The organism is Hydrogenophaga sp. RWCD_12 (assembly GCF_046604225.1).
GTDB lineage: Bacteria > Pseudomonadota > Gammaproteobacteria > Burkholderiales > Burkholderiaceae_C > Hydrogenophaga.
In genome coordinates, this window is the sequence record NZ_JBKIXC010000003.1 from 59,017 (window position 1) to 84,808 (window position 25,792).

The 25,792-nt window shown below is 62.8% G+C and carries 24 protein-coding genes; all 24 read right to left on the bottom strand.

Annotation, left to right across the window (positions count from 1 at the left end; translation table 11 throughout):
* The 24 genes from hisG to ACLIJ1_RS12370 all read right to left on the bottom strand — a co-directional run bounded on the left by hisG (position 1) and on the right by ACLIJ1_RS12370 (position 25,782).
* Complete coding sequence (hisG, locus tag ACLIJ1_RS12255) at positions 1–654, bottom strand: ATP phosphoribosyltransferase (protein WP_411365814.1); 654 nt, start codon at positions 652–654, stop codon at positions 1–3.
* The gene (murA, locus tag ACLIJ1_RS12260) at positions 651–1,919 is read right to left on the bottom strand and encodes a UDP-N-acetylglucosamine 1-carboxyvinyltransferase (protein ID WP_411365815.1); all 1,269 of its coding nucleotides are present in this window, start codon (positions 1,917–1,919) and stop codon (positions 651–653) included. Before murA ends, hisG begins: the two co-directional genes overlap by 4 nt.
* Before the next feature lie 15 nt (positions 1,920–1,934).
* Positions 1,935–2,174 carry a BolA family protein gene (locus ACLIJ1_RS12265; protein ID WP_411365816.1) on the bottom strand — a complete coding sequence of 80 codons (240 nt, stop codon included), beginning with the start codon at positions 2,172–2,174 and terminating at the stop codon, positions 1,935–1,937.
* Positions 2,175–2,187: 13 nt separating this feature from the next.
* On the bottom strand, positions 2,188–2,943 hold the full coding sequence (locus tag ACLIJ1_RS12270) for an ABC transporter permease (protein WP_411365817.1): 756 nt from the start codon (positions 2,941–2,943) through the stop codon (positions 2,188–2,190).
* Positions 2,940–3,869, bottom strand: coding sequence for an ABC transporter ATP-binding protein (locus tag ACLIJ1_RS12275; RefSeq protein WP_411365818.1), 930 nt, complete (start codon positions 3,867–3,869; stop codon positions 2,940–2,942). The genes ACLIJ1_RS12270 and ACLIJ1_RS12275 overlap by 4 nt, the downstream gene beginning before the upstream one ends.
* 101 nt (positions 3,870–3,970) lie before the next feature.
* Complete coding sequence (locus ACLIJ1_RS12280) at positions 3,971–4,258, bottom strand: lipid asymmetry maintenance protein MlaB (protein ID WP_411365819.1); 288 nt, start codon at positions 4,256–4,258, stop codon at positions 3,971–3,973.
* Positions 4,259–4,267: 9 nt separating this feature from the next.
* On the bottom strand, positions 4,268–4,894 hold the full coding sequence (locus tag ACLIJ1_RS12285; protein WP_411365820.1) for a phospholipid-binding protein MlaC: 627 nt from the start codon (positions 4,892–4,894) through the stop codon (positions 4,268–4,270).
* A 127-nt stretch (positions 4,895–5,021) separates the two neighbouring features.
* Positions 5,022–5,750: a VacJ family lipoprotein gene (locus tag ACLIJ1_RS12290; RefSeq protein WP_411365821.1), complete on the bottom strand. Its 729-nt coding sequence runs from the start codon at positions 5,748–5,750 to the stop codon at positions 5,022–5,024.
* Between the two features lie 43 nt (positions 5,751–5,793).
* On the bottom strand, positions 5,794–6,273 hold the full coding sequence (gene mlaD / locus ACLIJ1_RS12295) for an outer membrane lipid asymmetry maintenance protein MlaD (RefSeq protein WP_411365822.1): 480 nt from the start codon (positions 6,271–6,273) through the stop codon (positions 5,794–5,796).
* A 13-nt stretch (positions 6,274–6,286) separates the two neighbouring features.
* A complete protein-coding gene (gene mlaE, locus ACLIJ1_RS12300; RefSeq protein ID WP_411365823.1) occupies positions 6,287–7,072 on the bottom strand; it encodes a lipid asymmetry maintenance ABC transporter permease subunit MlaE in 786 nt (261 codons plus the stop codon).
* Positions 7,069–7,884: an ABC transporter ATP-binding protein gene (locus ACLIJ1_RS12305; protein WP_411365824.1), complete on the bottom strand. Its 816-nt coding sequence runs from the start codon at positions 7,882–7,884 to the stop codon at positions 7,069–7,071. The genes mlaE and ACLIJ1_RS12305 overlap by 4 nt, the downstream gene beginning before the upstream one ends.
* Positions 7,885–7,961: 77 nt before the next feature.
* Positions 7,962–9,443 (bottom strand): glutamate synthase subunit beta, encoded by a 1,482-nt coding sequence (locus ACLIJ1_RS12310; RefSeq protein ID WP_411365825.1) that lies wholly within the window; start codon positions 9,441–9,443, stop codon positions 7,962–7,964.
* 27 nt (positions 9,444–9,470) lie between these two features.
* Positions 9,471–14,246 carry a glutamate synthase-related protein gene (locus tag ACLIJ1_RS12315; RefSeq protein ID WP_411365826.1) on the bottom strand — a complete coding sequence of 1,592 codons (4,776 nt, stop codon included), beginning with the start codon at positions 14,244–14,246 and terminating at the stop codon, positions 9,471–9,473.
* A 192-nt stretch (positions 14,247–14,438) separates the two neighbouring features.
* Positions 14,439–15,137, bottom strand: a complete 699-nt coding sequence (locus ACLIJ1_RS12320; RefSeq protein ID WP_411365827.1) for a transposase — start codon at positions 15,135–15,137, stop codon at positions 14,439–14,441.
* A gap of 58 nt (positions 15,138–15,195) precedes the next feature.
* Positions 15,196–15,843: a hypothetical protein gene (locus tag ACLIJ1_RS12325; RefSeq protein WP_411365828.1), complete on the bottom strand. Its 648-nt coding sequence runs from the start codon at positions 15,841–15,843 to the stop codon at positions 15,196–15,198.
* Positions 15,840–17,117 carry a CynX/NimT family MFS transporter gene (locus tag ACLIJ1_RS12330; protein ID WP_411365829.1) on the bottom strand — a complete coding sequence of 426 codons (1,278 nt, stop codon included), beginning with the start codon at positions 17,115–17,117 and terminating at the stop codon, positions 15,840–15,842. The genes ACLIJ1_RS12325 and ACLIJ1_RS12330 overlap by 4 nt, the downstream gene beginning before the upstream one ends.
* Positions 17,118–17,127: 10 nt before the next feature.
* A complete protein-coding gene (locus ACLIJ1_RS12335) occupies positions 17,128–18,306 on the bottom strand; it encodes a deoxyguanosinetriphosphate triphosphohydrolase (protein ID WP_411365830.1) in 1,179 nt (392 codons plus the stop codon).
* Positions 18,307–18,350: 44 nt separating this feature from the next.
* Positions 18,351–19,472 carry a 3-dehydroquinate synthase gene (aroB, locus tag ACLIJ1_RS12340; RefSeq protein ID WP_411365831.1) on the bottom strand — a complete coding sequence of 374 codons (1,122 nt, stop codon included), beginning with the start codon at positions 19,470–19,472 and terminating at the stop codon, positions 18,351–18,353.
* A gap of 69 nt (positions 19,473–19,541) precedes the next feature.
* Entirely contained in the window at positions 19,542–20,081 is a 540-nt protein-coding gene (locus ACLIJ1_RS12345) for a shikimate kinase (protein ID WP_411365832.1), read from the bottom strand.
* A gap of 537 nt (positions 20,082–20,618) precedes the next feature.
* Positions 20,619–22,808, bottom strand: a complete 2,190-nt coding sequence (gene pilQ, locus ACLIJ1_RS12350) for a type IV pilus secretin PilQ (protein ID WP_411365833.1) — start codon at positions 22,806–22,808, stop codon at positions 20,619–20,621.
* Positions 22,805–23,347, bottom strand: a complete 543-nt coding sequence (locus ACLIJ1_RS12355) for a pilus assembly protein PilP (protein WP_411365834.1) — start codon at positions 23,345–23,347, stop codon at positions 22,805–22,807. The genes pilQ and ACLIJ1_RS12355 overlap by 4 nt, the downstream gene beginning before the upstream one ends.
* Positions 23,344–24,048: a type 4a pilus biogenesis protein PilO gene (locus ACLIJ1_RS12360; RefSeq protein ID WP_411365835.1), complete on the bottom strand. Its 705-nt coding sequence runs from the start codon at positions 24,046–24,048 to the stop codon at positions 23,344–23,346. Before ACLIJ1_RS12360 ends, ACLIJ1_RS12355 begins: the two co-directional genes overlap by 4 nt.
* A gap of 13 nt (positions 24,049–24,061) precedes the next feature.
* Positions 24,062–24,706, bottom strand: coding sequence for a PilN domain-containing protein (locus ACLIJ1_RS12365; RefSeq protein WP_411365836.1), 645 nt, complete (start codon positions 24,704–24,706; stop codon positions 24,062–24,064).
* Positions 24,703–25,782: a pilus assembly protein PilM gene (locus ACLIJ1_RS12370; protein ID WP_411365837.1), complete on the bottom strand. Its 1,080-nt coding sequence runs from the start codon at positions 25,780–25,782 to the stop codon at positions 24,703–24,705. The genes ACLIJ1_RS12365 and ACLIJ1_RS12370 overlap by 4 nt, the downstream gene beginning before the upstream one ends.
* Between the last annotated feature and the right edge of the window lie 10 nt (positions 25,783–25,792).

A 25,792-nucleotide genomic window follows, 5' to 3' on the forward strand; every position in this document is an offset into this window, starting at 1 on the left:
TTATTGGGAAACAGCGCGGGTTGCGATGGCTTGCGAGAACGCGTCGAGGATGGGGCGGATGGCCGCCTGCTTGAGCTTGAGTGCGGCCTGGTTCACCACCAGGCGCGAGCTGATGTCCATGATCCGCTCGACCTCGACCAGATTGTTGGCCTGCAGGGTCTTGCCGGTCGACACGAGATCGACGATGGCGTCGGCCAGGCCGGTCAGCGGCGCCAGTTCCATGCTGCCGTAGAGCTTGATCAGGTCCACGTGCACGCCCTTGCTGGCGAAGAAGTCGCGGGCGATCGTCGTGTACTTGGTCGCAACCTTCAATCGCGAGCCCTGCTTCACGGCCGAGGCGTAGTCGAAGTCGGCCGGTACCGCCACACTCATGCGGCACTTGGCGATCTGCAGGTCCAGCGGCTGGTACAGCCCCTGGCCGCCGTGTTCGATCAGCGTGTCCTTGCCGGTCACGCCGAGGTCTGCGCCGCCGTGTTCGACATACGTCGGCACGTCGGTCGCGCGCACCAGCACCACCCGCACATCCGGCTTGTTGGTCGGTAGGATCAGCTTGCGCGAGGTTTCCGGGTCTTCCAGCACCTCGATGCCGGCCGCCGCCAGCAGCGGCAGGGTCTCGTCGAAGATTCGGCCTTTGGAGAGGGCAAGTGTGATCATTTGATGCGCTCGATGTCCGCGCCGATGCCGCGCAGCTTGGCTTCCATCTGGTCGTAGCCTCTGTCCAGGTGGTAGATGCGGTCGACGATGGTCTCCCCCTCGGCCACCAGGCCGGCAATCACCAGGCTCGCCGACGCGCGCAGGTCGGTGGCCATCACAGTGGCACCCTGCAAGCGGTCGATGCCCTCGATCACCGCCACTTTGCCATCGGTCTGGATGTGCGCGCCCAGCCGCACCAGCTCGTTGACGTGCATGAAGCGGTTCTCGAAGATGGTCTCGGTGACCTTGCTCGAACCGGTGGCGATGCAGTTGAGCGCCATGAACTGCGCCTGCATGTCGGTCGGAAAACCGGGGTACTCGGTGGTGCGGAAGCTCTGGGCCTTCATGCGGCCGGAAGCGCGCACGCGGATGAAACCGTCGCCCGCCTCGATTTGGGCGCCGGCATCGCGCAGCTTGTCGACCACGGCATCGAGATGTTCTGCGCGGCCGTGGCGCAGCACCACGTCACCACCGGTCGCGGCCACCGCGCACAGGAAGGTACCGGCCTCAATGCGGTCGGCCACCACCTGGTGGGTGCAGCCGTGCAGGCGCTCCACACCCTGGATGCGGATCTTGCTGGTGCCGTGGCCTTCGATCTTTGCACCCATCGCGATCAGCATCTCGGCCAGGTCGGGAATCTCCGGCTCCTGCGCCGCGTTCTCCAGCACCGTCTCGCCCTCGGCCAGCGCGGCCGCCATCAGGAAGTTCTCGGTGCCAGTCACGGTGACCATGTCGGTCGTGATGCGCGCGCCTTTCAGGCGCTTCTGCCCTGCCGGCAGCTGGGCGACCATGTAACCATGCTCGACCACGATCTCGGCGCCCATCGCCTGCAGGCCCTTGATGTGCTGGTCGACCGGCCGTGAACCGATGGCGCAGCCGCCCGGCAGCGACACCTTGGCGCGGCCGAAGCGGGCCAGCAGCGGGCCCAGCACCAGCACCGACGCGCGCATGGTCTTGACCAGTTCATAGGGCGCCTCGGGGTTGAGCGAGTCCGGTGCCTGAAAGCTCATGCCGCCACGCTCGCCGTGGGTCTCGGTCTGCACTCCCATGTTGTCCAGCAGCAGCCGCATGGTGGCGACATCGCGGAGCCGTGGCACGTTGTTCAGGTGCACCGGATCGCTGGTCAGCAGCGTGGCACAGAGCTCGGGCAGGGCCGCATTCTTGGCGCCGGAGATGATCACCTCGCCGTTGAGCGGGCGTCCGCCGGTGATGCGCAGTTTGTCCATGAATCAGGGTCCGTTTCAGGCTTGGGCCGCCCATTCGGCGGGGGTGAAAGTCTTCATCGACAAGGCATGCACCTCGTCGGTCTTCATGCGCTCGCCCAGCGTGGCATACACGCGCTGGTGTCGCGCGATCGGGCGCTTGCCCTCGAATTCGGGCGAGACGATCACGGCCGACCAGTGGCGCCCGTCGCCCGAGACCTCAAGATGCTCGCAGGACAGTCCGGAGGCGATGATTTGTTGCAGTTGTTCGGCGGTCATGTTCGGTGCACTCTCAGTTTCGAATCTTGTATCCGGTGCGCAGCAGGTGCAGCGCCAGTGCGCTGACGGCGACCAGGGCGGTACCCACCAGGGCCAGGCTCGTCCAGGGCGAGACATCGCTCACGCCGAAGAATCCGTAGCGGAAGCCGTCGATCATGTAGAAAAACGGGTTGAGGTGGCTCACCTGCTGCCAGAACGCGGGCAGCGAGTGGATGGAATAGAACACGCCCGAGAGAAAGGTCATGGGCACGATCACGAAGTTCTGGAACGCCGCCATCTGGTCAAACTTCTCCGCCCAGAGGCCCGCGACGAGGCCGAGCGCGCCCAGCAGCGCCGCGCCCATGAAGCCGAAGGTGAGGATCCAGAGCGGCGCCACCAGATCGGGACGTGCATACCACCAGGTCACCGCCATCACGCCCGCACCCACGGCCAGCCCCCGCACGATCGACGAACCGACATAGGCCACGAACCAGGCCCTGTGCGACAGCGGCGTGAGCAGCAAAAACACCAGGTTGCCCATGATCTTGCTCTGGATCAGCGACGAGCTGCTGTTGGCGAACGCGTTCTGCAGCACGCTCATCATCACCAGACCCGGCAAGAGGAACGCGGTGTAGTTCACCTGCCCGTACACCTTGGCGCTGCCTTCGAGCACATGGCCGAAGATCATCATGTACAGAATGGCCGTGATCACCGGCGCCGCCACGGTCTGGAAGCCCACTTTCCAGAAGCGCAGCACTTCCTTGTAAAACAGCATCTGCCAGCCGGTCATGCGGTGGCCTCTTTCGCTTGGCCGGAAGCACGTTCCATGACTTCGATGAACACGTCTTCGAGATCGGCCTTGCGGATCTCCACGTCTTCGGCGGTGACCCCGGCTTCGCGCGCGCGGGCCAGCCACTGCTCGACCTCGATGGCGTTGTGCGCCGGCAGCTGCACCACGCGACCGGTGACGCGCGCCTGCCGCGCCAGTTCCGGCGGCAGCGCCTGGTCGGTCTTGAAGCGCAGCACGTTGGACGAGGCCTGGCTCAGCAGATCGGAGGTCTTCTCCAGCGCCACGACCTGCCCCCGCTGGAGCATCGCCAGGCGACCGCAAAGCGCTTCCGCTTCTTCCAGGTAGTGCGTCGTCAGCAGCACCGTGCTGCCCTGCTTGTTGAGCCGGCTGATGAACTGCCAGAGCGTCTGGCGCAGTTCCACGTCAACCCCGGCGGTGGGTTCATCCAGCACGATCACCGGCGGCTTGTGCACCAGCGCCTGGGCGACCAGCACGCGACGCTTCATGCCACCCGAGAGCTGGCGCATGTTGGCGCTGGCCTTGTCGGCCAGCCCCAGGCCCTCCAGCAGTTCGTCGATCCAGGCGTCGTTGTGGCGGATACCGAAATAGCCCGACTGGAAGCGCAGCGCCTCCCGGACATTGAAGAACGGATCGAACACCAGCTCCTGCGGCACCACACCGAGCGCACGCCGGGCGGCGGCGTAGTCGGTCTGCACGTCGTGTCCCTGCACCATGACCCGGCCGCCACTGGCTCGCACCAGCCCGGCCAGCACGCTGATCAGCGTCGTCTTGCCCGCGCCATTGGGGCCGAGCAGGCCGAAGAACTCCCCGGACTGGACGTCGAAGGACACACCCTTGAGCGCCTGCAGCTCGCCACGGGCCGAGGCATAGGTCTTGGAGACGTTCTGGAAGGAAACAGCGGGCATTGCGGAAGCGGGCCAGGTCACCGGACGCTGGCAGGACATCTGCTGACCGCGGGTGAACCCCAGATTTTATGCGGCCGCGCGCGGCGCCGCTGGCGTGTGCCTCAGGCGGGCAGCAGTTCTGCCACGCCGTACAGGGTGACCAGCGCCTGCAGGCGCTGAGGCATGCCCGTGATCTGCAGCGACTTTCCCTGCGTCAGCACGGCATTGCGCAGCTCCAGCAACACCGCCACCGCCGAGGTGTCGAACACCTTCAGCGGCGCGGCATCCAGCACCACCGGTGTCCCGCCCTGAGCCAACAGAGCCTGGCGCAACCGTTCAAGGGTCTGCGCAGCCTCGGGCAGCGTCAGCTGTTCGGGCAGGGACACGGAGGCGGGACCGGATGCACTCATGTCAGGCTTTCAGCTGGCCTTGCCCGAGGCGGCGCTCTTGTTGCGCTGCGCGAGGTTGGCAATCAGGCCGTCGATGCCCTTGGTGCTGATTTCCTGGGCGAACTGGGACTTGTAGGTTTCCACCAGCCAGACACCGAGAACGTTCAGGTCGTAGATCTTCCAGCTGTCGGGCGTCTTCTCCAGGCGGTAATCCAGCTGGATCGGCTCGCCCTTGCCGCGCACCTCGGTGCGGACCACCACTTCGGTGTCCTCGGGCTTGGAGCGCATCGGCTTGAAGCTCAGGGTGTGGTCACGCACCTCGCCCAGCGCGCCCGCATACGTGCGCACCAGCAAGGTCTTGAACTCGTCCTGAAGCTGCTTCTGCTGCTCGGGCGTGGCCTGGCGCCATGCGCGGCCCACGGCCATGGAAGTCATGCGCGAGAAGTTCACGTTCGGCATGATCTTGGCGTCCACCAGGGCGACGATGCGACTGATGTCACCCTTCTGGATCGCCGGGTCGGCCTTCACCGACGCCAGCACGTCGCTGGAGATGCGCTTGACCAGTGCATCGGGTGCTTCGGCCTCGGCCATCGCCAGGGGACTGACGAGGACGGCGGCGGCGGTGATCAGGCTGAAGATCCAGTGGCGGCGTTGCATGTGTGATTTCCTTTCAGAAGCGGCTTCCGGCGCCATGCCGGACTTGTACCTCTTGGGACCGGGACTGTACGGCACCGGTTCCGGTCAAATGTGTCGGGTCTGTAATTCTGACGTATCGTTTTGTGGGTCACTCGGACCCGTCTTTGAGGCCGATGCCCTTGTCGATCAGGTCCTCGATCTGGCTCTCGCGGCGCTGCAGGTAGAGCTCGCGGGTGAAGCTGTACTTGTCGAGTGCGGCACCTTCCAGCAGGGTCGTGGCACGCAGCAGGTTGGCGCGGGTTTCCACCGCGCGCAGCACATACAGCGAATTGCGGGTCGGGACATTGGACAGGCCCTGCACCAGGTCCCCGCTCGACTCGATGCTGAAGCCGGCGGCGTCGCGCACCGTGGACGGGCCAAAGATGGGCAACACCAGGTAGGGACCCGAAGGCACGCCCCAGCGGCCCAGCGTCTGCCCGAAGTCCAGACGCGTGCGCTCCAGCCCCATTTCCGAAGCGACATCAAAGATGCCGGCCACGCCAAAGAAGGTGTTGACGTTGAAGCGCAGGAAGTTCTCGGCCGCCTCTCGCGGACGCAGCTGCAGCGAAGCGTTGATGAACGACCAGACGTCGCGCAGGTTGTCAAAGAAGTTATTGACGCCCGTGCGGACCGGATCGGGGGTGATCTCCTGGTACACGGTCGCCACGGGCTTGAGCAGCGCGCCATCGACAGCATCGTTGAACTGCGTCACCGAGCGGTTCATTGGCTCCAGCGGATCGCGCGGATTGGCGTCCGGGCCGGTGGCACACGCCGCGAGCGTTCCGGTCATCACCAAGGACGCCGTCCAGCGAAGAATGTGTCCGCGATCGGGTCTCATGACCGTTCCTTCAGGTGAGCGCGTTCAGTGGCGGGCACCACCGTCACTGCGGCTTCTTCTCGCCACCGTCGGCGGCCTTGTTGAACAGGAACTGGCCGATCAGGTTTTCCAGCACCACGGCCGACTGGGTCTGCGTGATGACGTCGCCAGCGGCGAGGTTCTTCTCGTCGCCGCCCGGTTCGATACCGATGTACTGATCGCCCAGCAAGCCGGCGGTCAGGATCTTGGCCGACGAATCCTTGGGGAAACTCACGCCCTTGTTGACTTCCAGCGTCACCACGCCCAGGAAAGTCTGCGGGTCCAGTGTCACGCTGGTCACGCGACCGACGTTGACGCCGGCCGAGCGCACCGGTGCACGGGCCTTGAGGCCGCCAATGTTGTCGAAGCGTGCCTTGAGGGTATAGGTATCACCTCCGCTCGCGAAGCTGCCCAGGTTCGCCGCCTTCAGGGCGAGGAACAGCAGCGACAGCGCGCCGAGAACGACAAACAGGCCAACGAGGATTTCCGTACTTTTCTTGTTCATGGTTTCTCCCGGATCAGGGGGTCGAGAACATCAGGGCGGTGAGGATGAAGTCCATCGCCAGGACGCCCAGAGAGGCAGTGACCACGGTGCGGGTGGTGGCGTAAGCCACCCCTTCCGGCGTGGCCTCGGTCTCGAAGCCCTGGTAAAGGGCGACAACTGTGCAGATCACACCGAACACAAAGGATTTGATGATGCCGTTGCCGATGTCGCGCCAGACGTCGACACGGTCCTGCATGATGGACCAGAAGTTGCCCGAGTCCACGCCGATCAGCATCACGGCCACTACATACGCCCCAAGAATGCCGATGGTCGAGAACATCGCCGCCAGAAGGGGCATGGACAGCATGCCGCCCAGGAAACGCGGCGCCAGCACGCGCACCTTTGGGTCGATGGCCATCAGCTCCATGGCGGCAATCTGCTCGCCCGCCTTCATCAGCCCGATCTCGGCGGTCAGCGAAGTGCCGGCGCGACCGGCGAACAGCAGCGCCGCCACCACGGGACCGAGCTCCCGCACCAGCGCCAGGTTGACGATCAGGCCGAGCGACTCGGCAGCGCCGTAGGTCACCAGGGCGTAATACATCTGCAGGGCCAGCACGAAGCCAACCGACAGGCCGGAAGCCAGGATGATCACCAGCGAGCGGTTGCCGATGGCATGGATCTGGCCGACGACCAGCCCGAAGCGGCGCAGCGCGGCAGGCACGGCCCGCAGCAGCTCCAGGAAAAACAGCGCGCCATGTCCCCAGCGCGCCAGCACACCGAGCGTGGTCTGACCGATGCCTTGCAGGAAGTTCGCGATCATGAAGCCACCCTCGGGCCGAAATCTTCTGCCACCGACTTTGCGGGGTAGTGGAACTTGACCGGACCGTCGGGTTCACCGCGCACGAACTGCCGCACTTCCGGTTCGGTGCTGGCCATCAGCTCGGCCGGCGTGCCCTGCGCCACCACACGGCCGCCCGGCGCCAGCAGCACCACCCAGTCGCTGATCGCCATGCACTGCGGTACGTCGTGAGAAATCAGCAGCGAGGTCGCGCCTGTCACATCGGTCAGGGTACGGATCAGCTTGGCCGCCACACCCATCGACACCAGGTCGAGGCCGGCAAACGGCTCGTCGTACATGATCAGCTCGGGGTCCAGTGCGATCGCACGGGCCAGCGCCACGCGGCGGGCCATGCCGCCCGAGACTTCGCTGATCTTCAGGCCGGCCGCACCACGCAGACCCACGGCATTGAGCTTCATCAGCACGATGTGGCGAATGAGCTCTTCGGGCAGATCGGTCATCTCCCGCAGGGGAAACGCCACGTTGTCGAACACATTCAGGTCGGTGAACAGCGCGCCGAACTGGAACAGCATGCCCAGACGGCGGCGCAGCCGGAACAGCTGCGCCTTGTTGGACGTATCGATCACCTCGCCGTCGAACACCACGCGCCCGCTGGTGGCCGCGTGCACGCCACCGATCAGGCGCAGCAGCGTGGTCTTGCCACAGCCGGACCCGCCCAGCACGGCAGTGATCTTGCCGCGGGCGAACGTCAGGGAGAGGTCGTTGAGGATGGTCCTTCGGCTGTCGTAGCCGAAGGTGACATGGTCAATGTCGATGAAGGGGGTGTCGCTCATGAAGCCGAAAGTTTGACCGGGGATTGTCTCATGTGCGTTGACACCCTCCAGCCCACCCGCAACCATTCCCCCACGGGTCAGCGAGGCAGGTCGGACTGGCCCATCAGGAACTCGTCGACCGAGCGCGCAGCCTGGCGCCCCTCTCTGATGGCCCACACCACCAGCGACTGGCCGCGGCGCATGTCACCGGCGGCAAAAACCTTGGGCACATTGGTGATGTAACCACCGGTAAAGTCGGTCGAGGCCTTGGCGTTGCCGCGGGCGTCCTTGTCCACGCCGAAGGCGTCGAGCACGGTCGCGACCGGGTTCACGAAGCCCATGGCCAGCAGCACCAGGTCGGCCTTGTACTCCTTCTCGGAGCCGGCGACCTCGACCATCTTGCCGTCCTTGAACTCGACGTTCACGGTCTTCAGGCCGGTCAGCTTGCCGTTTTTGCCAACGAACTCCTTGGTGGAGATGGCGAACTCGCGCTGCAGGATGCCCTTTTCGGCGCTCTCGTCGTGGCTGGAGCTGGTGCGCAGCTTCAGCGGCCAGTACGGCCACACCAGGGGCTTGTTTTCCTGCTCGGGCGGCTGGGGCATGACCTCGAACTGGGTCACGCTCGCAGCGCCGTGGCGGGTGCTGGTGCCCACGCAGTCGGAGCCGGTGTCGCCACCGCCAATGACGATCACGTGCTTGCCGTCGGCGCGCAGCTGGTTCTTGAGCTTGTCACCAGCGTTGACCTTGTTCTGCTGCGGCAGGAACTCCATGGCGAAATACACGCCGTCCAGGTCGCGGCCGGGCACCGGCAGGTCGCGGCTCTGCTCGGAACCGCCGGTCAGCAGCACGGCGTCGAACTGGGCCTTGAGGTCTTCCGCGCTGATCACGGTCTTGGCGTCGTTGGTCACTTTGCTGCCGTCGGGCATGGCGCCGATCAGCGTGCTGGTCTTGAACACCACGCCTTCGGCTTCCATCTGCGTCTGGCGGCGGTCGATGTGCGACTTCTCCATCTTGAAATCGGGGATGCCGTAGCGCAGCAGACCGCCCAGGCGGCTGTTTTTCTCGAACACGGTCACGTCGTGGCCGGCACGCGCCAGCTGCTGGGCCGCGGCCAGGCCGGCCGGGCCGGAACCAACCACGGCGACCTTCTTGCCAGTCTTGTGTTTGGCCGGCTGCGGCTTGACCCAGCCATTGGCCCAGGCCTTGTCGATGATCGCGTGCTCGATGGACTTGATGCCCACCGCGTCGCCGTTCACGTTGATGGTGCAGGCCGCCTCGCAGGGTGCGGGGCAGATGCGGCCAGTGAACTCGGGGAAGTTGTTGGTGCTGTGCAGCACGGTGATGGCGTTCTGCCAGTCGCCCGAGTACACGAGGTCGTTGAAGTCCGGAATGATGTTGTTGACCGGGCAGCCGTTGTTGCAGAACGGCGTGCCGCAGTCCATGCAGCGCGCGCCCTGGATCTTGGCCTGGCTGTCGTCCAGGCCGACCACGAATTCCTTGTAGTGCTTCAGGCGTTCGGCAACGGGCTTGTAGCCCTCTTCCAGACGCTCAAATTCCATGAAGCCGGTGACTTTTCCCATGATGTGATCCTGCGTGGGTATAGGTTTTTATTTGGCGGGTGCGGCCTGCTTCTTGGCGCTGGTCTGGGCCTTGCCCGTGGCGGCCACGGCCGCCTTCTTGGCATGGATTTCACCCAGGGCGCGCTTGTATTCGGTCGGGAACACCTTCACGAACTTGGCACGCGCCTCGGCCCAGTTGTCCAGCAGCTCGCGGGCGCGCTTGCTGCCGGTCCAGCGGTTGTGGTCTTCCAGCAGTTTCTTGAGCTGGGCTTCGTCGGTCTGGTCGCGGTGCCACACGGCCTTGTCGATCGAGGCTTCCTGCTCGGCTGCTGGCAGCACCTTCTCCAGGGCGACCTGGGCGGTGTTGCAACGCTGCGCGAACAGGCCGTCTTCGTCGTAGACGTAGGCAATACCGCCGCTCATGCCGGCGGCGAAGTTGCGGCCGGTCTTGCCCAGCACGAGCACGGTGCCGCCGGTCATGTATTCGCAACCGTGGTCACCCGTGCCCTCCACCACCGCGGTGGCGCCCGACAGGCGCACGGCGAAGCGCTCGCCGGCCACGCCGCTGAAGAAGGCTTCACCGGAGGTGGCACCGTACATCACGGTGTTGCCCACGATGATGTTGCGGGTCGATTCGCCGCGGAAGTCGATGCTGGGGCGCACCACCACGCGACCGCCCGACAGGCCCTTGCCGGTGTAGTCGTTGGCGTCGCCGATCAGGTAGAGCGTGATGCCGTTGGTGAGGAAGGCGCCGAACGACTGACCGCCCGTGCCTTCGAGCTGGATGCGGATGCTGTCGTCCGGCAGGCCTTCGGGATGCACCTTGGTGACCGCGCCCGAGAGCATGGCGCCGACGGAGCGATTCACGTTGCGCGCGCGCTCCATGAACTGGACCTTCTCGCCCTTCTCGATGGCGGCCTTGCTCTTGGCGATCAGCACGTTGTCGAGCGACTTGTCCAGACCGTGGTCCTGGGTCAGGGTGTGCAGGCGCGGCACGTCGGCCGGCACATCCGGCGTGGCCAGCAGGCGGCTGAAGTCCAGGCCCTTGGCCTTCCAGTGCTCGATCCCCTTGCGCATGTCCAGCAGGTCGGCGCGGCCGATCAGCTCGTTGAAGGTGCGCACGCCCAGCTGGGCCATGATCTGGCGCACTTCTTCGGCAATGAAGAAGAAGTAGTTGACGACATGCTCGGGCTTGCCCGAGAACTTCTTGCGCAGTTCCGGGTCCTGCGTGGCCACGCCCACCGGGCAGGTGTTCAGGTGGCACTTGCGCATCATGATGCAGCCCTCGACCACCAGCGGTGCGGTGGCGAAGCCGAACTCGTCGGCGCCCAGCAGTGCGCCGATGACCACGTCGCGGCCGGTCTTCATCTGGCCGTCGGCCTGCACGCGGATGCGGCTGCGCAGGCGGTTGAGCACCAGTGTCTGCTGGGTTTCGGCCAGGCCGATTTCCCAGGGCGAACCGCAGTGCTTGATCGACGACCACGGCGAGGCGCCGGTGCCGCCGTCGTGCCCGGCGATCACGACGTGGTCGGCCTTGCACTTGGCGACGCCGGCGGCGATGGTGCCCACACCGACTTCGGACACCAGCTTGACGCTGATGTCGCTGTGCGGCGCCACGTTCTTCAGGTCGTGGATCAGCTGGGCCAGGTCTTCGATCGAATAGATGTCATGGTGCGGCGGGGGCGAAATCAGGCCCACGCCCGGCACGCTGTGGCGCAGCTTGCCGATGTATTCCGAGACCTTGCCGCCGGGCAGCTGGCCACCCTCACCGGGCTTGGCGCCCTGGGCCATCTTGATCTGGATCTGGTCGGCGCTGGACAGGTACTCGGCGGTGACACCGAAGCGGCCGGAAGCGACCTGCTTGATCTTGGAGCGCAGCGAGTCGCCGGCTTCGAGCGGGTAGTCCACCTCGAAGATGTTGCCCAGCAGGTCGGACATGGTCTGGCCCTGCTTGATCGGGATGCCCTTGAGCTCGTTGCGGTAGCGCAGCGCGTCTTCACCGCCTTCGCCGGTGTTGCTCTTGCCGCCGATGCGGTTCATGGCCACGGCCAGGGTGGCGTGCGCCTCGGTCGAGATCGAGCCCAGCGACATGGCGCCAGTGGCGAAGCGCTTGACGATCTCCTTGGCGGACTCGACTTCGTCGATCGCGATCGCCTTGGACGGGTCGATCTTGAACTCGAACAGGCCGCGCAGCGTCATGTGGCGCTTGCTCTGGTCGTTGATGATCTGGGCGTATTCCTTGTACGTGTTCCAGTTGTTGGCGCGCGTGCTGTGCTGCAGCTTGGCAATCGCGTCGGGCGTCCACATGTGCTCTTCGCCACGGGCGCGCCAGGCGTATTCGCCGCCGGTTTCCAGCATGCTGGCCAGCACCGGATCGTCGCCGAAGGCGCCTTTGTGCATGCGGATGGCTTCTTCGGCGATCTCGAACACGCCGATGCCTTCCACGCGGCTGGCGGTGCCGGTGAAGTACTTCGCCACGGTCTCGCTGTTCAGGCCGATGGCCTCGAACAGCTGGGCGCCGCAGTAGCTCATGTACGTGCTCACGCCCATCTTGGACATGATCTTGGACAGGCCCTTGCCGATCGCCTTGATGTAGTTGTAGATCGCCTTGTCGGCGCTCAGTTCGCCCGGCAGCTCCTTGTGGATCGCCTGCAGGGTTTCCATCGCCAGGTAGGGGTGCACCGCCTCAGCGCCATAGCCGGCCAGCACGGCGAAGTGGTGCACTTCGCGCGCGGTACCGGTCTCGACCACCAGGCCTGCAGTGGTACGCAGGCCTTCACGGACCAGGTGCTGGTGCACGGCCGACAGCGCCAGCAGCGCCGGCACGGCGACCTGAGTGCGGCTGACGCCACGGTCGCTGATGATCAGGATGTTCTTGCCACCCTTGATCGCGTCCACGGCCTCGGCGCACAGCGAGGCCAGCTTGGCTTCCACGCCTTCCTTGCCCCAGCTGACCGGGTAGGTGATGTCCAGGGTCTGGCTCTTGAACTTGCCCTGCGTCACCGACTCGATGTTCCGCAGCTTGGCCATGTCGGCCTCGTCCAGCACCGGCTGGCTCACTTCCAGCCGCATCGGCGGGTTGACCTGGTTGATGTCCAGCAGGTTCGGCTTGGGGCCGACGAAGGACACCAGCGACATCACGATCGCTTCGCGGATCGGGTCGATCGGCGGGTTGGTCACCTGGGCGAACAGCTGCTTGAAGTAGTTGTACAGCGGCTTGTCCTTGCCCGAGAGCACGGCCAGCGGGCTGTCGTTGCCCATGGAGCCGATGCCTTCTTCGCCGTTGGCGGCCATGGGGCTGAGCAGGAACTTGATGTCTTCCTGCGTGAAGCCGAATGCCTGCTGCTGGTCCAGCAGCTCGGGCGACACGTTCTCGGTGCCCTGTGACTGTGGTTCGGTCTTGGCGATGGGCAGCTCGACCGCGTCTTCACCGGCGACAGGGTGCTCCACGTCGTCCAGGCGGATGCGCAGGTTCTCGATCCACTGCTTGTAGGGCTTGCTGTTGGCGAGGTTGGCCTTGAGCTCCTCGTCATCGATCATGCGACCCTGCTCCAGGTCAATCAGGAACATCTTGCCGGGCTGCAGGCGCCACTTGCGCACGATCTTGTTCTCGGGGATTGGCAGGACACCCGACTCGGAACCCATGATGACCAGATCGTCGTCGGTGATGCAGTAGCGCGAAGGGCGCAGGCCGTTGCGGTCCAACGTGGCGCCGATCTGTCGGCCGTCGGTGAACACGATGGAAGCCGGGCCGTCCCAGGGCTCCAGCATGGCGGCGTGGTACTCGTAGAACGCGCGGCGACGCGGGTCCATCATGGTGTGCTGTTCCCAGGGCTCGGGAATCATCATCATCACGGCCTGGCTGATCGGGTAGCCGGCCATGGTCAGCAGTTCGAGGCAGTTGTCGAACGTGGCGGTGTCGGACTGGCCCGCAAAGCTGATCGGGTAGAGCTTCTGCAGGTCGGCGCCCAGCACCGGCGAAGACATCACGCCCTCGCGCGCCTTCATCCAGTTGTAGTTGCCCTTGACGGTGTTGATTTCACCGTTGTGCGCCACGTAGCGGTAGGGGTGGGCCAGCGGCCACTCGGGGAAGGTATTGGTCGAGAAGCGCTGGTGCACCAGGCCCAGGGCCGAGACGCAGCGCGGGTCCTGCAGGTCCAGGAAGTAGGTGCCTACCTGGTCGGCCAGCAGCAGGCCCTTGTAGACCACCGTGCGGCTGCTCATGCTGGGAACGTAGTATTCCTTGCTGTGCTTGAGCTTGAGCGCCTGGATGTGGGCGCTGGCGGTCTTGCGGATCACATACAGCTTGCGCTCCAGCGCGTCCTGCACGATCACGTCGTTGCCGCGGCCGATGAAGACCTGCCGCATGATCGGCTCTTTCTCGCGCACCGTCGGGGACATCGGCATGTCCTTGTTGACGGGCACGTCGCGCCAGCCCAGCAGCACCTGGCCTTCGGCCTTGATGGCGCGCTCCATCTCCTGCTCGCAGGCCAGGCGGCTGGCGTGCTCCTTGGGCAGGAAGATCATGCCGACGCCGTATTCACCGGCTGGCGGCAGGGTCACGCCCTGCTTGGCCATTTCTTCGCGGTAGAGCGCGTCGGGCAGCTGGATCAGGATGCCGGCGCCGTCGCCCATCAGGGCATCGGCACCCACAGCGCCACGGTGGTCGATGTTTTCCAGGATCTTCAGCGCCTGGGTCACGATGTCGTGGCGCTTCTCGCCCTTGATGTGGGCCACGAAGCCGACACCGCAGGCATCGTGTTCGTTGGCCGGGTCGTACAGACCCTGTTGCTGGAGTTGCTGCTGTTCGGCTGCCGTGGTCATGGCGCTTCCTTTTCTGGACAAGGGCGTGGCAAAAATTGCGCGGGACGCGAAGCTTAGTGCATTGCAACATCAATGCCAAGCAAATCAATCAGGGTCAGATTCTGATTAATGAAAACGAATATTTATGCTTTGAAAATAAGGGACAGATTAATATCAGGAACACGTTGTTGATTTACAATGATTTTTTCAACCTCAAGGGTTGGAGAGTTGCTTCGGCGGGCGTCCCGGCCGTGCCGGTGCGAGACGACGTGCGGTGTCACGCTGCAGCGATTCGACGAACTGGCTGTCACCCAGTGCCCAGCCGTGCCACACAGCATCCCCGATGGCACCCAACTGCGGCAGATCCAGGCCGCGATGCACCAATTCGGCGTAGGCGGCTTCCCGGGCAAAGGGCGTGTTGCCCAAGGTCCAGTACAAGGGGTGCGGCGTCAGACGCCGGTCGTGGGCCTGGCCGACGTGGTGCCGGTGGCTGGACCAGGCGTAGGCGAGCGGCTCGGCGCACAGACCTTCGCGCACCGGCTCGGTGTCCATCATGCTCATGCAGGCGAACAGGTGTCGCTCGGGCTGGATCAATGTCGACCGGTAGCGTCCTTCCCACAGCGTGCCGCTGCGCCCGTGGCGGGCGTTGAAGTGACGCACATAGGTCCGGCCGATGGCCTGCATCAGGGCTGGCACGCCTTTCTCGGTCTCGGGCGTGAGCAGCAAGTAGATGGCGCTGGGGAGCAGGACGTACCCGTGCACTGTCACCCGGTGGCGAGCGGCCTGCTCCCCGAGCAAATCCAGCAGCCGCAGCCGGTCCTCGTCGTCAACGAACACCGGCTGGCGGTTGTTGCCCCGGTGGGTCACCAGGTGCAACCGGCCGGGCAGGGTCAGGCGAGCAAGTCGGGCCACGAAGATCTCCAAGTCATCCGACCCCGATTATGGGGACACCGGACGCCTGGAGGCGCTTTCAGGGAAAGCGGCTGGGCTCGCCGACGATCAGTCGTGCCAGTTCGTCCAGCAGGGCGTGGTCCACCTGTGCGGCCGGAAGCACGTGCTGCACGATGTCCATGCCGTTGACACAGGCCAGGCGGAACTGCAGCCGGGCATTGTCCTGATCGGCGGTCACCATCACGTTGGCCCGGGCAGCCAGTTCGTACTCGAACACGATCGCCAGCAGGGCGTTGGATTCAGGGTGTCGCTGCTCGGTCCGTTCGTGGACCACATGACCGGCGGCCAGGCGGGACTGTACGCGCTCCAGATCGGGCGGGAAGTTGACGCTCACCGCCGCCCGACGCACATCGCCCGTGCGGGGCACGATCTGCCAGCCAAGGGCCAGGTAGTCGAACACTTCCTTGTCGCGCAGCATCTTCTTGCGGGCGTCGAAGCGGAAGCCGGCCTGCTTCATGCCGGGCCACATGCTGCGCTTGTCCAGACCCATCTGGGTCGACGCCGGCTCGATCACGTTGAGCTGGCGCGCCAGTTCTGAGAAGTAGCTCCAGATCCGGCTGCAGGCCACTTCGGTGGCTTGCGTGTTGGCTTCCACCCCTTGCAGCTGCTCCCCATGGTGGGACTGCAGAGACTGCGCCTGTCGTTTGAGCTGCTGTAGATAGCTCATCGTTTCACCCCTGTAGATGGTCGGTCCCCGGTGTTGCCCCGGCTCGCGGCAGTGTATCCGCGCTGGCTCCATGCCCGGTGCAGCCACCCGGCCACAAACAGTCCCAGCACAGAGCAAGCACCAGTCACCATCCAGGTCGATTGCCAACTGCCCATCCGCGTCACCCACCAGGCCACCAGGGGTGGCCCGGCAAACTGACCCAGCGAAGAGAACTGCTGCATCCAGCCCACGGTGGTCGAGACCGTGTCCTGGCCCGGCGCCAGGGTCACCGCCACGCCGAACAGCGTGCCCGGAATCAGCCCGCCGACCGCCGAAAACAGCAGCACCGCCAGGTACTGCCAGACCGGATGACCCTCCGCGCCAAATGCCACCCAGGCACCCAGCGCCATGGCCACGTAACCGGTCACCAGCATGGCCGCAGGTTGTGCACCCCGCGCGAGCCAGCGACCCGCCACGATGTTGCCGCTCATGTTGATGGCCGCAGCCATCGCACTCAGCACGGCCACCGTGCCCGCATCCAGCCCGGCAGCGTGGTAGATCGTCGGCAGGAACCCGACCACCGCCAGCCACTGGCCCGAGTACAGGAAGAACCCCAACGCCACCAGCCAGGGCCCGGGTGCACGAAGCGTCTTCAAGAGGCGCGGCCAAAGTGCTGCAACGTGCCCCGTTGGCGGCGGCCGGTCTGCGGGGACCCGAAACCACAACACCACGACCGCCACCAGACTCAATACCGACAACAGGACCCAGGCACCCCGCCATCCCGAGACCGCCATGAGCGGAACGCCCAGCAGCAGGGCCAGCGAAGTGCCCAGCGGCATGTAGGTGCCCCACCACCCCAACGCACGCGAAAGGGTCGCAGGCGAGGTCAGGTGCATGCGCAGCAGGCCAGGTGCCGGCAGCACCGCCAGCAGGAAGCCTGCCCCTTCCACCACCCGCGACAACAGCAGCATGCGGACATCGGGCGATGCAGCGCCCATCAGGCTGCCCAGCGCCAGCACACACAGGCCCCAGAGCATCACCCGCCGCGGCCCCTGCCGGTCGGCCAGCAGGCCAACGACCAGTCCGAGCGACATGCCTGCCAGCTGGACCAGCGAAAGCAGGAAGCCGGCCTGGACCAGATCCAGTGATAGCTCCGCCTGCAGCAGCGGAATCGCCACCGGCAGTTTGCCCACATGCAACGCGCAGCTCACCCCGATGCCGACCACGAGCGGAGCCACCGGCGCTTCGCCAACGCCATGGCGATCACGTGCTGGAGGCTTTTCCATGGCGTTCATGGATTCCCTCTCAGGGAAAGAGGTTGCGGCCGCTGAGTCGCTGATGTTCGCGGATGGCGAAGCGGTCGGTCATTCCCGCGATGTAGTCCGCCACCGCGCGGGCGGGCGACACACTGGATTGCGCAACGATCGCCGGACACTCCGAAGGCCGCTCCAGGTAGAGCGTGAACAGTTCGGACACCACGCGGGCGGCACGCTCGGTGGTTTCCATGACTTGTGGGTGGCGGTACAGGTTGCGGAACAGGAACTGCTTGAGTGCGTGCGACTGCGCTGCCATGTCCGGCGTAAACCCCACCAGCGGCTTGCGCAAGGCACGCACTTCGTCGATGCTGGCCACGCCTGACGTTTCCAGATGCTGCCGCGTGCAGTCGATGACGTCGTAGACCTGATCGCTGAGCATCAGCCGGATCGATTCGAACAGCAGGCGCCGCCCTTTCAGTGTCGGATGGGCATCCAGCGCCTGGCGCCGGTAGCGGTCAAACAGCGGCACATCGTTCATACCGTCGATTGTGAGCAGCCCAGAACGTACGCCGTCGTCGATGTCATGGGCGTTGTAGGCAATCTCGTCGGCGAGGTTGCACAGTTGCGCCTCCAGCGACGGCGAACCCCCTTCCACAAACCGGCGCGCAACGCCCGACGGATCGGTGCCGATCAGGCGCTCGGCGTTGCTGCGTGAGCAGTGTTTGAGAATCCCCTCCCGGGTCTCGAAGGTCAGGTTCAGCCCGTCGAACAGGGGGTAGCGCTCTTCCAGCTCGTCCACCACCCGCAGGCTCTGCAGGTTGTGCTCGAAACCCCAGTCGTCTCCGGCAACCGCCTTGTCCGGTTGCGCAGCCCGCATCGAGGCGTTCAGTGCGTCCTGGCCCGCGTGACCGAACGGGGTATGGCCCAGGTCATGGGCCAGTGCAATGGCTTCCACCAGGTCTTCATTGAGGCCGAGCGTCCGAGCGATGCTGCGCCCCAGCTGGGCCACCTCCAGCGAGTGGGTCAGGCGCGTGCGGAACAGGTCGCCTTCATGGTTGAGGAACACCTGGGTCTTGTAGACCAGTCGCCGAAAGGCGGTGGAATGAATGATGCGGTCGCGGTCGCGCTGGAACACCGAGCGCGTCGGCGCCTCAGGTTCGGGAAAGCGCCGGCCACGACTGGCGTATGGGTGCGCGGCGTACGGCGCCAGGCCGGGGAAATTGCGCATCGGGGGTGCAAGCGAATCGCTCGCCAGCGAAACCGCCCCTTCGTTCACGCCCGGCAGCTTTCTGCAATCACCTCAGCCACCAACCGGTCTGGGGCGCCCTGCACCACCGCCGTTCCGTGTCCATCCACGAGCACAAAGCGGATTTCTCCCGCATCGGATTTCTTGTCCAGCCGCATCAGCGACAGATAGCGTGCGGCATTGTCTTTGCCGTCGAGCACTGGCGCGGTCACCGGCAGCCCTGCGGCAAGGACCAGGTTTCGCAGACGCTGCACAAAGGCTTCGTCAGCCAATCCAACCCGGGCAGAAAGTCGCGCAGCCATCACCATGCCGCAGCCCACTGCCTCACCGTGAAGCCAAGCCCCGTAGCCCATGCCCGCCTCGATCGCGTGTGCGAAGGTGTGCCCGAAGTTGAGGATGGCGCGCAAACCCGATTCGCGCTCGTCCTGCCCGACCACATCGGCCTTGATCTCACAGCTGCGTCGCACAGCATGAGCGAGCGCTTTGGTGTCCCGGGAGCGCAGCGCCGTCATGTTGGCTTCGATCCAGTCCAGGAAGGCCATGTCGGCGATCGGCCCGTACTTGATCACCTCTGCCAGGCCGGCACTGAGTTCGCGCTCGGGCAAGGTGTTGAGCGTCGCCAGGTCGCACACCACGCGTTGCGGCTGGTAAAACGCACCAATCATGTTTTTGCCCAGCGGATGATTGATCGCTGTCTTGCCACCCACCGAGGAGTCGACCTGAGCCAGCAGGGTGGTCGGTACTTGAACAAACGGGACACCGCGCATGAACGCAGCGGCTGCAAAACCGGTCATGTCTCCCACCACACCGCCACCCAATGCAAACAAGACGGTCTTCCGGTCGCATTCGTTGGAGAGCAGCGCGTCGAAAATGAGGCTCAGAGATTCCCAGGTCTTGAACGCTTCGCCATCGGGAAGCGAGACATGCAACACCCTTGGATAGACCGGCGAGAGTACGGCGCGAAGCTGTTCGAGGTAGAGCGGCGCCACCGTCTGGTTGGTGACGACCATCGCCGTCGAAGCCTTGGGCAAGCCAGAAAAACAGGCGGTTGTCCCGAGAAGTTCGGTACCGATGTCGATCGAGTAACTTCGATCGCCCAAGGCGATGGAAACCTGTTGCAGGGCAATATCTTCAGCGGTGCTTTGCATACCCCAAGTGTAGGGCAGCAACCTCGGTGACCTTCGGAGTCGAACGGGTCCGGACGGTCCGGACCGAAGTCACTGTGCTGAGGGTTGCGGGTCCGCCAGCTCCAGCTGCATGACGATCATGTTGACCAGCGTGGCCACCGATGGGCGACCAGTATCAATGACGAAATGGGCCGCTTCCCGATACAACCCATCTCGCGCTGCATAGAGATCCTTGAGCCGCTGCAGCGGATCGGCCACCTGCAAAAGCGGCCGGTTGCGGTCGTGGCGCAACCGCCTGAACACCTCTTCGGGGGAAGAGCGAAGGTACACCACCCGACAACGCTGAAGAAGGTGCTCCCGGTTCACAGAGCGCAAGACAGAACCACCGCCAGTCGAAAGCACACACTGGGGCTGCTGTGTCAACTCATCGATGACGGCCTGTTCGACATCACGAAAGCGCTCCTCGCCTTCGCGTTCAAAGAACTCCCGGATCGTGCAGCCCAACCGTTGCTCAATCAAGTGATCTGAGTCGACAAACGGAATCAGCAGACGACGGGCAAGGTGACGACCTATGGTCGACTTTCCCGAGCCTGGCAAACCTATCAACGCAACAGAATACGGCAATTTCACCCAACAATTAACTACCCAATGAATTTCATTGCCTCAAATTCAGAGCAGCAATGCAAACCAAAGTTCTGTCATCAAAATTATGGGGTTGTTGCAGCCTCCGCAGGCTTCTTACCTTCAATCTTGTATGTGAAGGACGCCAGATTGGAGTGGTAGTCTAGAACGGTAACCACAACCGTACCACAAGCTTGACCTGTAGCTCTCACATTAAAAGTTGGGTCTTTACCTGTGGTTTCGGTCTTATCCACATATGCACTTGTCGTATCCGAATTGTGAATCCGATATGGAGCAACGCCACCGACAATCGTCACGGTAACTCCAGAATCAAGGACTCCACCAGTACAGTCTGAGTCACTAGTTCCTTGCAAGGTTAGGGTAGCAGTGCCCGGACTCACCCCATAAGTGGCATTTTGACCTGCAATGTCACCACCACCGCCACAGGACGCCAAGCAAGCCAACACCAAGGACGAACACACACCGACCATCAATCGATTCACAATATCATTAGACATCCATCACTCCTATATCTTTGACAATCAATCAGCGGCGAGCCAAGCTACCATCATTGATGGAGCGCGGCGTGATGAAAATCAACAATTCCTGCTTGCGTGAGGACTTGTTCTTGTTCTTGAACAGGTTTCCAACGATGGGAATATCACCCAGCAGCGGCACCTTCGCCACGTCTTCGGACTCATCTTCGGTGAAGATACCGCCGATCACCACCGTTCCACCATTTTCGACCAATACTTGGGTTTGAACATGCTTGGTGTTGATGGCGATACCGGCTGCAGTGGTTTCACCACGGCTGTCCTTGTTGATGTCCACATCGAGAATGATGTTGCCTTCCGGTGTGATCTGCGGAGTCACTTCCAGCTTCAGGTTGGCTTTGCGGAAAGCCACAGCAGTAGCACCGCTGGACGTCGCTGTCTGGTAGGGAAATTCAGTGCCCTGCTCAATCAACGCCTTCACCTGATCAGCAGTGACCACCCGGGGACTTGACACGATCTTCCCGCGACCATCCGCTTCAAGCGCAGAGATTTCAAGGTTTAGGAAACGGTTGGCGGCCTTGCTGAATAGAGATACGGCAAAGGCTGCAGGCAAGAAGCCACCTGCACCCGTCGAAGGCAGATTGACAAAGCTGGTGTTGACGGTATCCATAGTATTTTCTGATTCAACAGTGCTGCTGGAGACGGCGTTATAGCTGCCACCAATCGCCACACGAGAGTTGCCAGCAACGGGATATCCTGCCTCCCCACCACGCACGCCGCGGAGGTCGCTGCCACCCAAGCGCACGCCCAGAGACCGGCCAAACGTATCGTTGGCTTCCACAATGCGTGCCTCAATCAACACTTGTCGAACTGGAATGTCCAGCTTCGAGATCAACTGTTGCACCTGTTCCAACTTGGAAGGGATGTCCGTCACGAACAGTTGATTGGTCCGAGGTTCGGCCATGACGCTGCCACGGGCAGAAAGCAGACGAGCACTGGCACCTTGAGCGCCAGCCCCTGAATTGGAACCGCTTGCAGTCAGTTGCGCAGCGATGTCACTCGCCTTGGCATAGTTCATCTGAAAACCTTGAGTTCGCAGGGACTCCAGGTTTTCCACGGAAACCTTGGATTCGAGTTCCTGCTTCTCCCGGGCGGCGATTTCGTCCTTGGGAGCGATCCATAGAACGTTTCCGCTCTTTCGCATTCCCAAGCCCTTGGCTTGAAGAATGATGTCCAAGGCTTGATCCCAGGGAACGTCCTTGAGGCGCAGCGTCACAGCACCAGTCACCGAGTCGGAAGTGACCACGTTGAAGTTCGTGAAGTCGGCGATGACCTGCAGCAGGGACCGTACTTCAATGTTCTGGAAGTTCAGGGAAAGCTTCTCACCGTTGTAGCCAGGACCCTGGGTCAATTTCCCGGGATCCACCTTCTGCTCACGAATTTCGAGCACAAACTGGTTGTCGCTTTGATAGGCAGAGTGCTCCCAAAGACCCGTCGGGGTGACCAGCATGCGAACACGATCACCCATCTGGGTGGTCACCACCGATTGAACCGGCGTCCCGAAGTCAGAGACGTCCAGCTTGCGGCGCAAACCTTCTGGGAGCGAAGTCTTGAGGAAGTCGACCACCAAATCCTTGCCCTGCTGGCGGATATCAACCCCAGTCTGGTTGTTGGCCAGCTCCACCACGACACGACCCGCGTTGCCCGTACCGCGGCGGAAGTCAATGTCCTTCAGCACGGAAACCCCAGCATTGCTGCTTGCAGGAGCAAAAGTGGTCGGCTGAGCCAGGGTCGCCACTGGTGCGGTCGCTGCTGCCGGGCTGGGCGGTGCTTCCAGCACCAGCAGAAGGGTCTTGCCTTCCAGCTTGGCCTGATAGGCAGACGACGTTTTGAGGTTAATGACCACCCTGGTTCGGTCACCCGCTTGCACCACATTGGCTGAACGCAGATTTCCTTGACCGATTTCGATGGCATTGCGACCGATGCCATTGACCACACCCGGGAAGTCCAAGGCAATGCGCGCAGGCGACTGAATAGTGAAGCCGGCAGGAACCGCAGTCAACGGTTCCGCAGTCTCGATCCGGACGACCTCCACACCCGACTGAACACTCCCAGTCAAGGCTTGAATGGCGTTTTGGGCCAATGCGGCTGAGCACGACAGCGCAGAAACCACACAAAACGAAACCGCACGAAAGGCAGCAAGCTGCCCGTCACGCAGCGCAATTCGATTCATTTTGATCATTTGGTCGATTCCTCTTGTAATTGCAATGCTGCAGGTCGTTCAATCCACTCACCCGCAGCATCCTGCACAATTTCCCGCAGGACGATTTGGTTTTCCTCAACCTTCAGGATTCGACCGAAGTTTTGCCCCAGGTAGTTACCCGGCGCAACCTGATACAACAACGAATCCACCTTGACGAGCCCGACAAGCTTTCCACCCTTATTCAGACTGCCCACCATGCTCATGGTGTCCAGCGGGAATGCTTCCAGAGGCTGCTTGCGGCGATTGAGCTCTGGCTCGATCAATGCTGATTTTTCTGCTGGCAGAGACTGCCCGCTCTTGAGAATGCTGGCCAGCTTCTCGCTACTGAAGGGCTCGACAAATCGCTCACCACCATATGAATAGGGCTCAAATTTTGTCGGCTCGGGGAGGGGTTTTACGTCGGGCTTGATGGAGTTTCTTTCCTGCTGCATCCATGCACTCAACTCCTCCTGCTCTGACCCGGAGCATCCAACGAGTGCAGTCAGCGCAAGCAACGAGAGAACCAATGACTTCTTCATTTTGCGGCTCCTGCTTCCGGGCCGCCCGCCTTCGGCTTGCCTGTAGTAGCTTTCTGCTGAGAAGCAATTTCTTCTTGGTCGAGATACCTGAAAGTCTTTGCCACGCACTCGAGAGTCAAGAATCCGTCACGCTCCTTAATGGGAGCAATGGAAAGATTATTCAGCGTAACAATGCGAGAAAGATTGGCAATATCCGCAGCAAAAAGTCCAATGTCGTGATAACCGCCCGTGACCTTCACCGTAATCGGGAGCTCTGCGTAATATTCCTTCACAGACACCTGACCAGGGCGGAAAAGTTCAAATTGGAGACTGCGCCCGAGCCCAGCCTGGTTGATGTCTGACAGAAGAGCATCCATCTCTGCCTTGCTCGGCAATTGCTTCTCCAGCTGGCTGACGTACTGCTGCACCTGCTCGAGCTGCTTCTTGAGAGCATCCAGGTTGACGGCTTGCACCAGTTTCTTGCGGTAGTCGTCACGCAGGGACTGCTCACGAGCCTGCTCTGTGACCAGTTCTTCATCAACCGACTTGAGCCAGGCAAACCATAGAGCTGCCATCACTGCAACGCACACGACAACGAACAACAAATTGCGGGGAACTGCGGGCCACTGGGAAGGATCGTTTGGATCCAGCCCAGTGAACTGCGTTTTGAGCTTGTCCTGTACGGACTTAAGGTCGAAGTTGATTTTCGGTGAAGTGGCCATGATCCAAGGCTCCTCAGATTTTCCCGGGAGCCGCAGCAGGAGCGGTCGGCGTGGCAGGCGGTATCGCCGTAGCGTCAGTTGACTTCGCAGCCCCGCTGGTCGGGCGATTCAGGCCGGCACGAATGGTGAAATTCGATACCCTCCGCTGTTCGCGGCTGGATACTGCAGCGCTGGCTGCCACGATTTCCACCAACTCGGGCTTCACAAGCCACTTGGTTTTGGTCGACAGGCTGCGGAGCAAGTCTGAAACGCGCTCTTGAGACTGGGCGACGCCGGTAAGCAGCACGCTCTGGTTCTCTTGCTTCAGGCTGCGCAGATAGATGCCATCCGGCATTTCCCCAACGATCTCTTCCAGCAGATGGACTGGCATGTTGCGATCCGCCTGCAAGTTCTCAACCGCGGTCTGTCGAGCCCGAAGGGACGCAATCTGGGATTGAAGCGAGGCGATGTCCTTGATTTCGGCGTCAAGGCGGGAGGCTTCCTTCTGGAGAAAGGCATTACGCTCCTGCTGGTCTGCAATGCGACCCTGGTACCAAGTGTAGACAGCGCCACAAATGATCCCCCCCAACAGCGCCGACAGGGCCAATTGCGTGAAGAACTGGTCTTTCTGCTTTTTCCGCGTCGCTTCGCGGTGCGGCAGAAGGTTGATAAGGATCATTGGTGGAACCTCCGAAGGGCCAGGCCGGTGGAGGTGAGATACGAAGGCGCTTCCCGCGCGATCTTGCGTGCATGTACCGCGGAGGACATCTCCATGCCGTCGAACGGATTGATCACCATACAGGCGAACGAAGTCTGGTGGGTTACCGCCTCCGTCAAGCCAGGAAGCGCCGCACTGCCACCGGCCAGCAGAATGTGGTCAACCTTGTTGAACGGCGTACTCGTGAAGAAGAATTGCAGCGCCCGGCCGATTTCCTGGGCCATGCTTTCAATGAAAGGATCCAGCACAGAGGTTTTGTAGTCATCGGGCAGGTCCCCCGAGCGCTTTTTCGCCTCGGCCTCGTCGGCGGAGAAGCCGTATTGCCTGACGATAAGCTGCGTCAGCTGCGCACCGCCAAAGGCCTGATCGCGCTCATACAGAACATCGTCGTTGCGCATGACCTGCATGCTGGTGGTCAACGCACCAACCTCGAACAGCGCCACCAAGGAGTCCACACCTTGGTTTGGCAGTGTCTCGATCACGCGCCCGGCGGCCATCCGGGATGCATAGGGCTCAACATCCATGATCACTGGCTTGAGACCGGCGGCCTCCGCCAGTCCCTGGCGGTCCGACACCTTTTCCTTGCGGGATGCAGCGATCAGCACCTCTGCGTCGCCGGCAGAACTCGCGCTGGGTCCGATGACGCAGAAATCAAGGCTCACCTCGTCCAGCGAGAACGGGATGTATTGATTGGCCTCAGACTCGACTTGGGCCTCCAGCTCTTTCTCTGTAAGACCGCCGGGAAGAACGATTTTCTTGGTGATGACAGCGGAAGCGGGCAGGGCCAACGCAACGTTCTTGGTTTTGCTGCCACTCTTGCGGACCACCCGCCGGATGGCTTCGGCCACCTCGTCGAATTTTTCAATGTTGCCATCGGTGATCCACCCGCGCTCCAGCGGCTCGATGGCGCAGCGCTCAAGCACCAGTTCGCCAGACCGGTTGCGGCTGAGCTCGACCAGCTTGACACTCGACGAGCTGACGTCAATGCCCAGCAGCGGCGCCGGATCCCGGCTGAAAAACGACCCCAATGAGATCAAGGTGGCCCCC

Coding starts and splice junctions, on each gene's coding strand:
- hisG (WP_411365814.1), bottom strand. CDS start 654: ATGATCACACTTGCCCTCTCCAAAGGCCGAATCTTCGACGAGACCCTG.
- murA (WP_411365815.1), bottom strand. CDS start 1,919: ATGGACAAACTGCGCATCACCGGCGGACGCCCGCTCAACGGCGAGGTG.
- ACLIJ1_RS12265 (WP_411365816.1), bottom strand. CDS start 2,174: ATGACCGCCGAACAACTGCAACAAATCATCGCCTCCGGACTGTCCTGC.
- ACLIJ1_RS12270 (WP_411365817.1), bottom strand. CDS start 2,943: ATGACCGGCTGGCAGATGCTGTTTTACAAGGAAGTGCTGCGCTTCTGG.
- ACLIJ1_RS12275 (WP_411365818.1), bottom strand. CDS start 3,869: ATGCCCGCTGTTTCCTTCCAGAACGTCTCCAAGACCTATGCCTCGGCC.
- ACLIJ1_RS12280 (WP_411365819.1), bottom strand. CDS start 4,258: ATGAGTGCATCCGGTCCCGCCTCCGTGTCCCTGCCCGAACAGCTGACG.
- ACLIJ1_RS12285 (WP_411365820.1), bottom strand. CDS start 4,894: ATGCAACGCCGCCACTGGATCTTCAGCCTGATCACCGCCGCCGCCGTC.
- ACLIJ1_RS12290 (WP_411365821.1), bottom strand. CDS start 5,750: ATGAGACCCGATCGCGGACACATTCTTCGCTGGACGGCGTCCTTGGTG.
- mlaD (WP_411365822.1), bottom strand. CDS start 6,273: ATGAACAAGAAAAGTACGGAAATCCTCGTTGGCCTGTTTGTCGTTCTC.
- mlaE (WP_411365823.1), bottom strand. CDS start 7,072: ATGATCGCGAACTTCCTGCAAGGCATCGGTCAGACCACGCTCGGTGTG.
- ACLIJ1_RS12305 (WP_411365824.1), bottom strand. CDS start 7,884: ATGAGCGACACCCCCTTCATCGACATTGACCATGTCACCTTCGGCTAC.
- ACLIJ1_RS12310 (WP_411365825.1), bottom strand. CDS start 9,443: ATGGGAAAAGTCACCGGCTTCATGGAATTTGAGCGTCTGGAAGAGGGC.
- ACLIJ1_RS12315 (WP_411365826.1), bottom strand. CDS start 14,246: ATGACCACGGCAGCCGAACAGCAGCAACTCCAGCAACAGGGTCTGTAC.
- ACLIJ1_RS12325 (WP_411365828.1), bottom strand. CDS start 15,843: ATGAGCTATCTACAGCAGCTCAAACGACAGGCGCAGTCTCTGCAGTCC.
- ACLIJ1_RS12330 (WP_411365829.1), bottom strand. CDS start 17,117: ATGAACGCCATGGAAAAGCCTCCAGCACGTGATCGCCATGGCGTTGGC.
- ACLIJ1_RS12335 (WP_411365830.1), bottom strand. CDS start 18,306: ATGCGCAATTTCCCCGGCCTGGCGCCGTACGCCGCGCACCCATACGCC.
- aroB (WP_411365831.1), bottom strand. CDS start 19,472: ATGCAAAGCACCGCTGAAGATATTGCCCTGCAACAGGTTTCCATCGCC.
- pilQ (WP_411365833.1), bottom strand. CDS start 22,808: ATGATCAAAATGAATCGAATTGCGCTGCGTGACGGGCAGCTTGCTGCC.
- ACLIJ1_RS12355 (WP_411365834.1), bottom strand. CDS start 23,347: ATGAAGAAGTCATTGGTTCTCTCGTTGCTTGCGCTGACTGCACTCGTT.
- ACLIJ1_RS12360 (WP_411365835.1), bottom strand. CDS start 24,048: ATGGCCACTTCACCGAAAATCAACTTCGACCTTAAGTCCGTACAGGAC.
- ACLIJ1_RS12365 (WP_411365836.1), bottom strand. CDS start 24,706: ATGATCCTTATCAACCTTCTGCCGCACCGCGAAGCGACGCGGAAAAAG.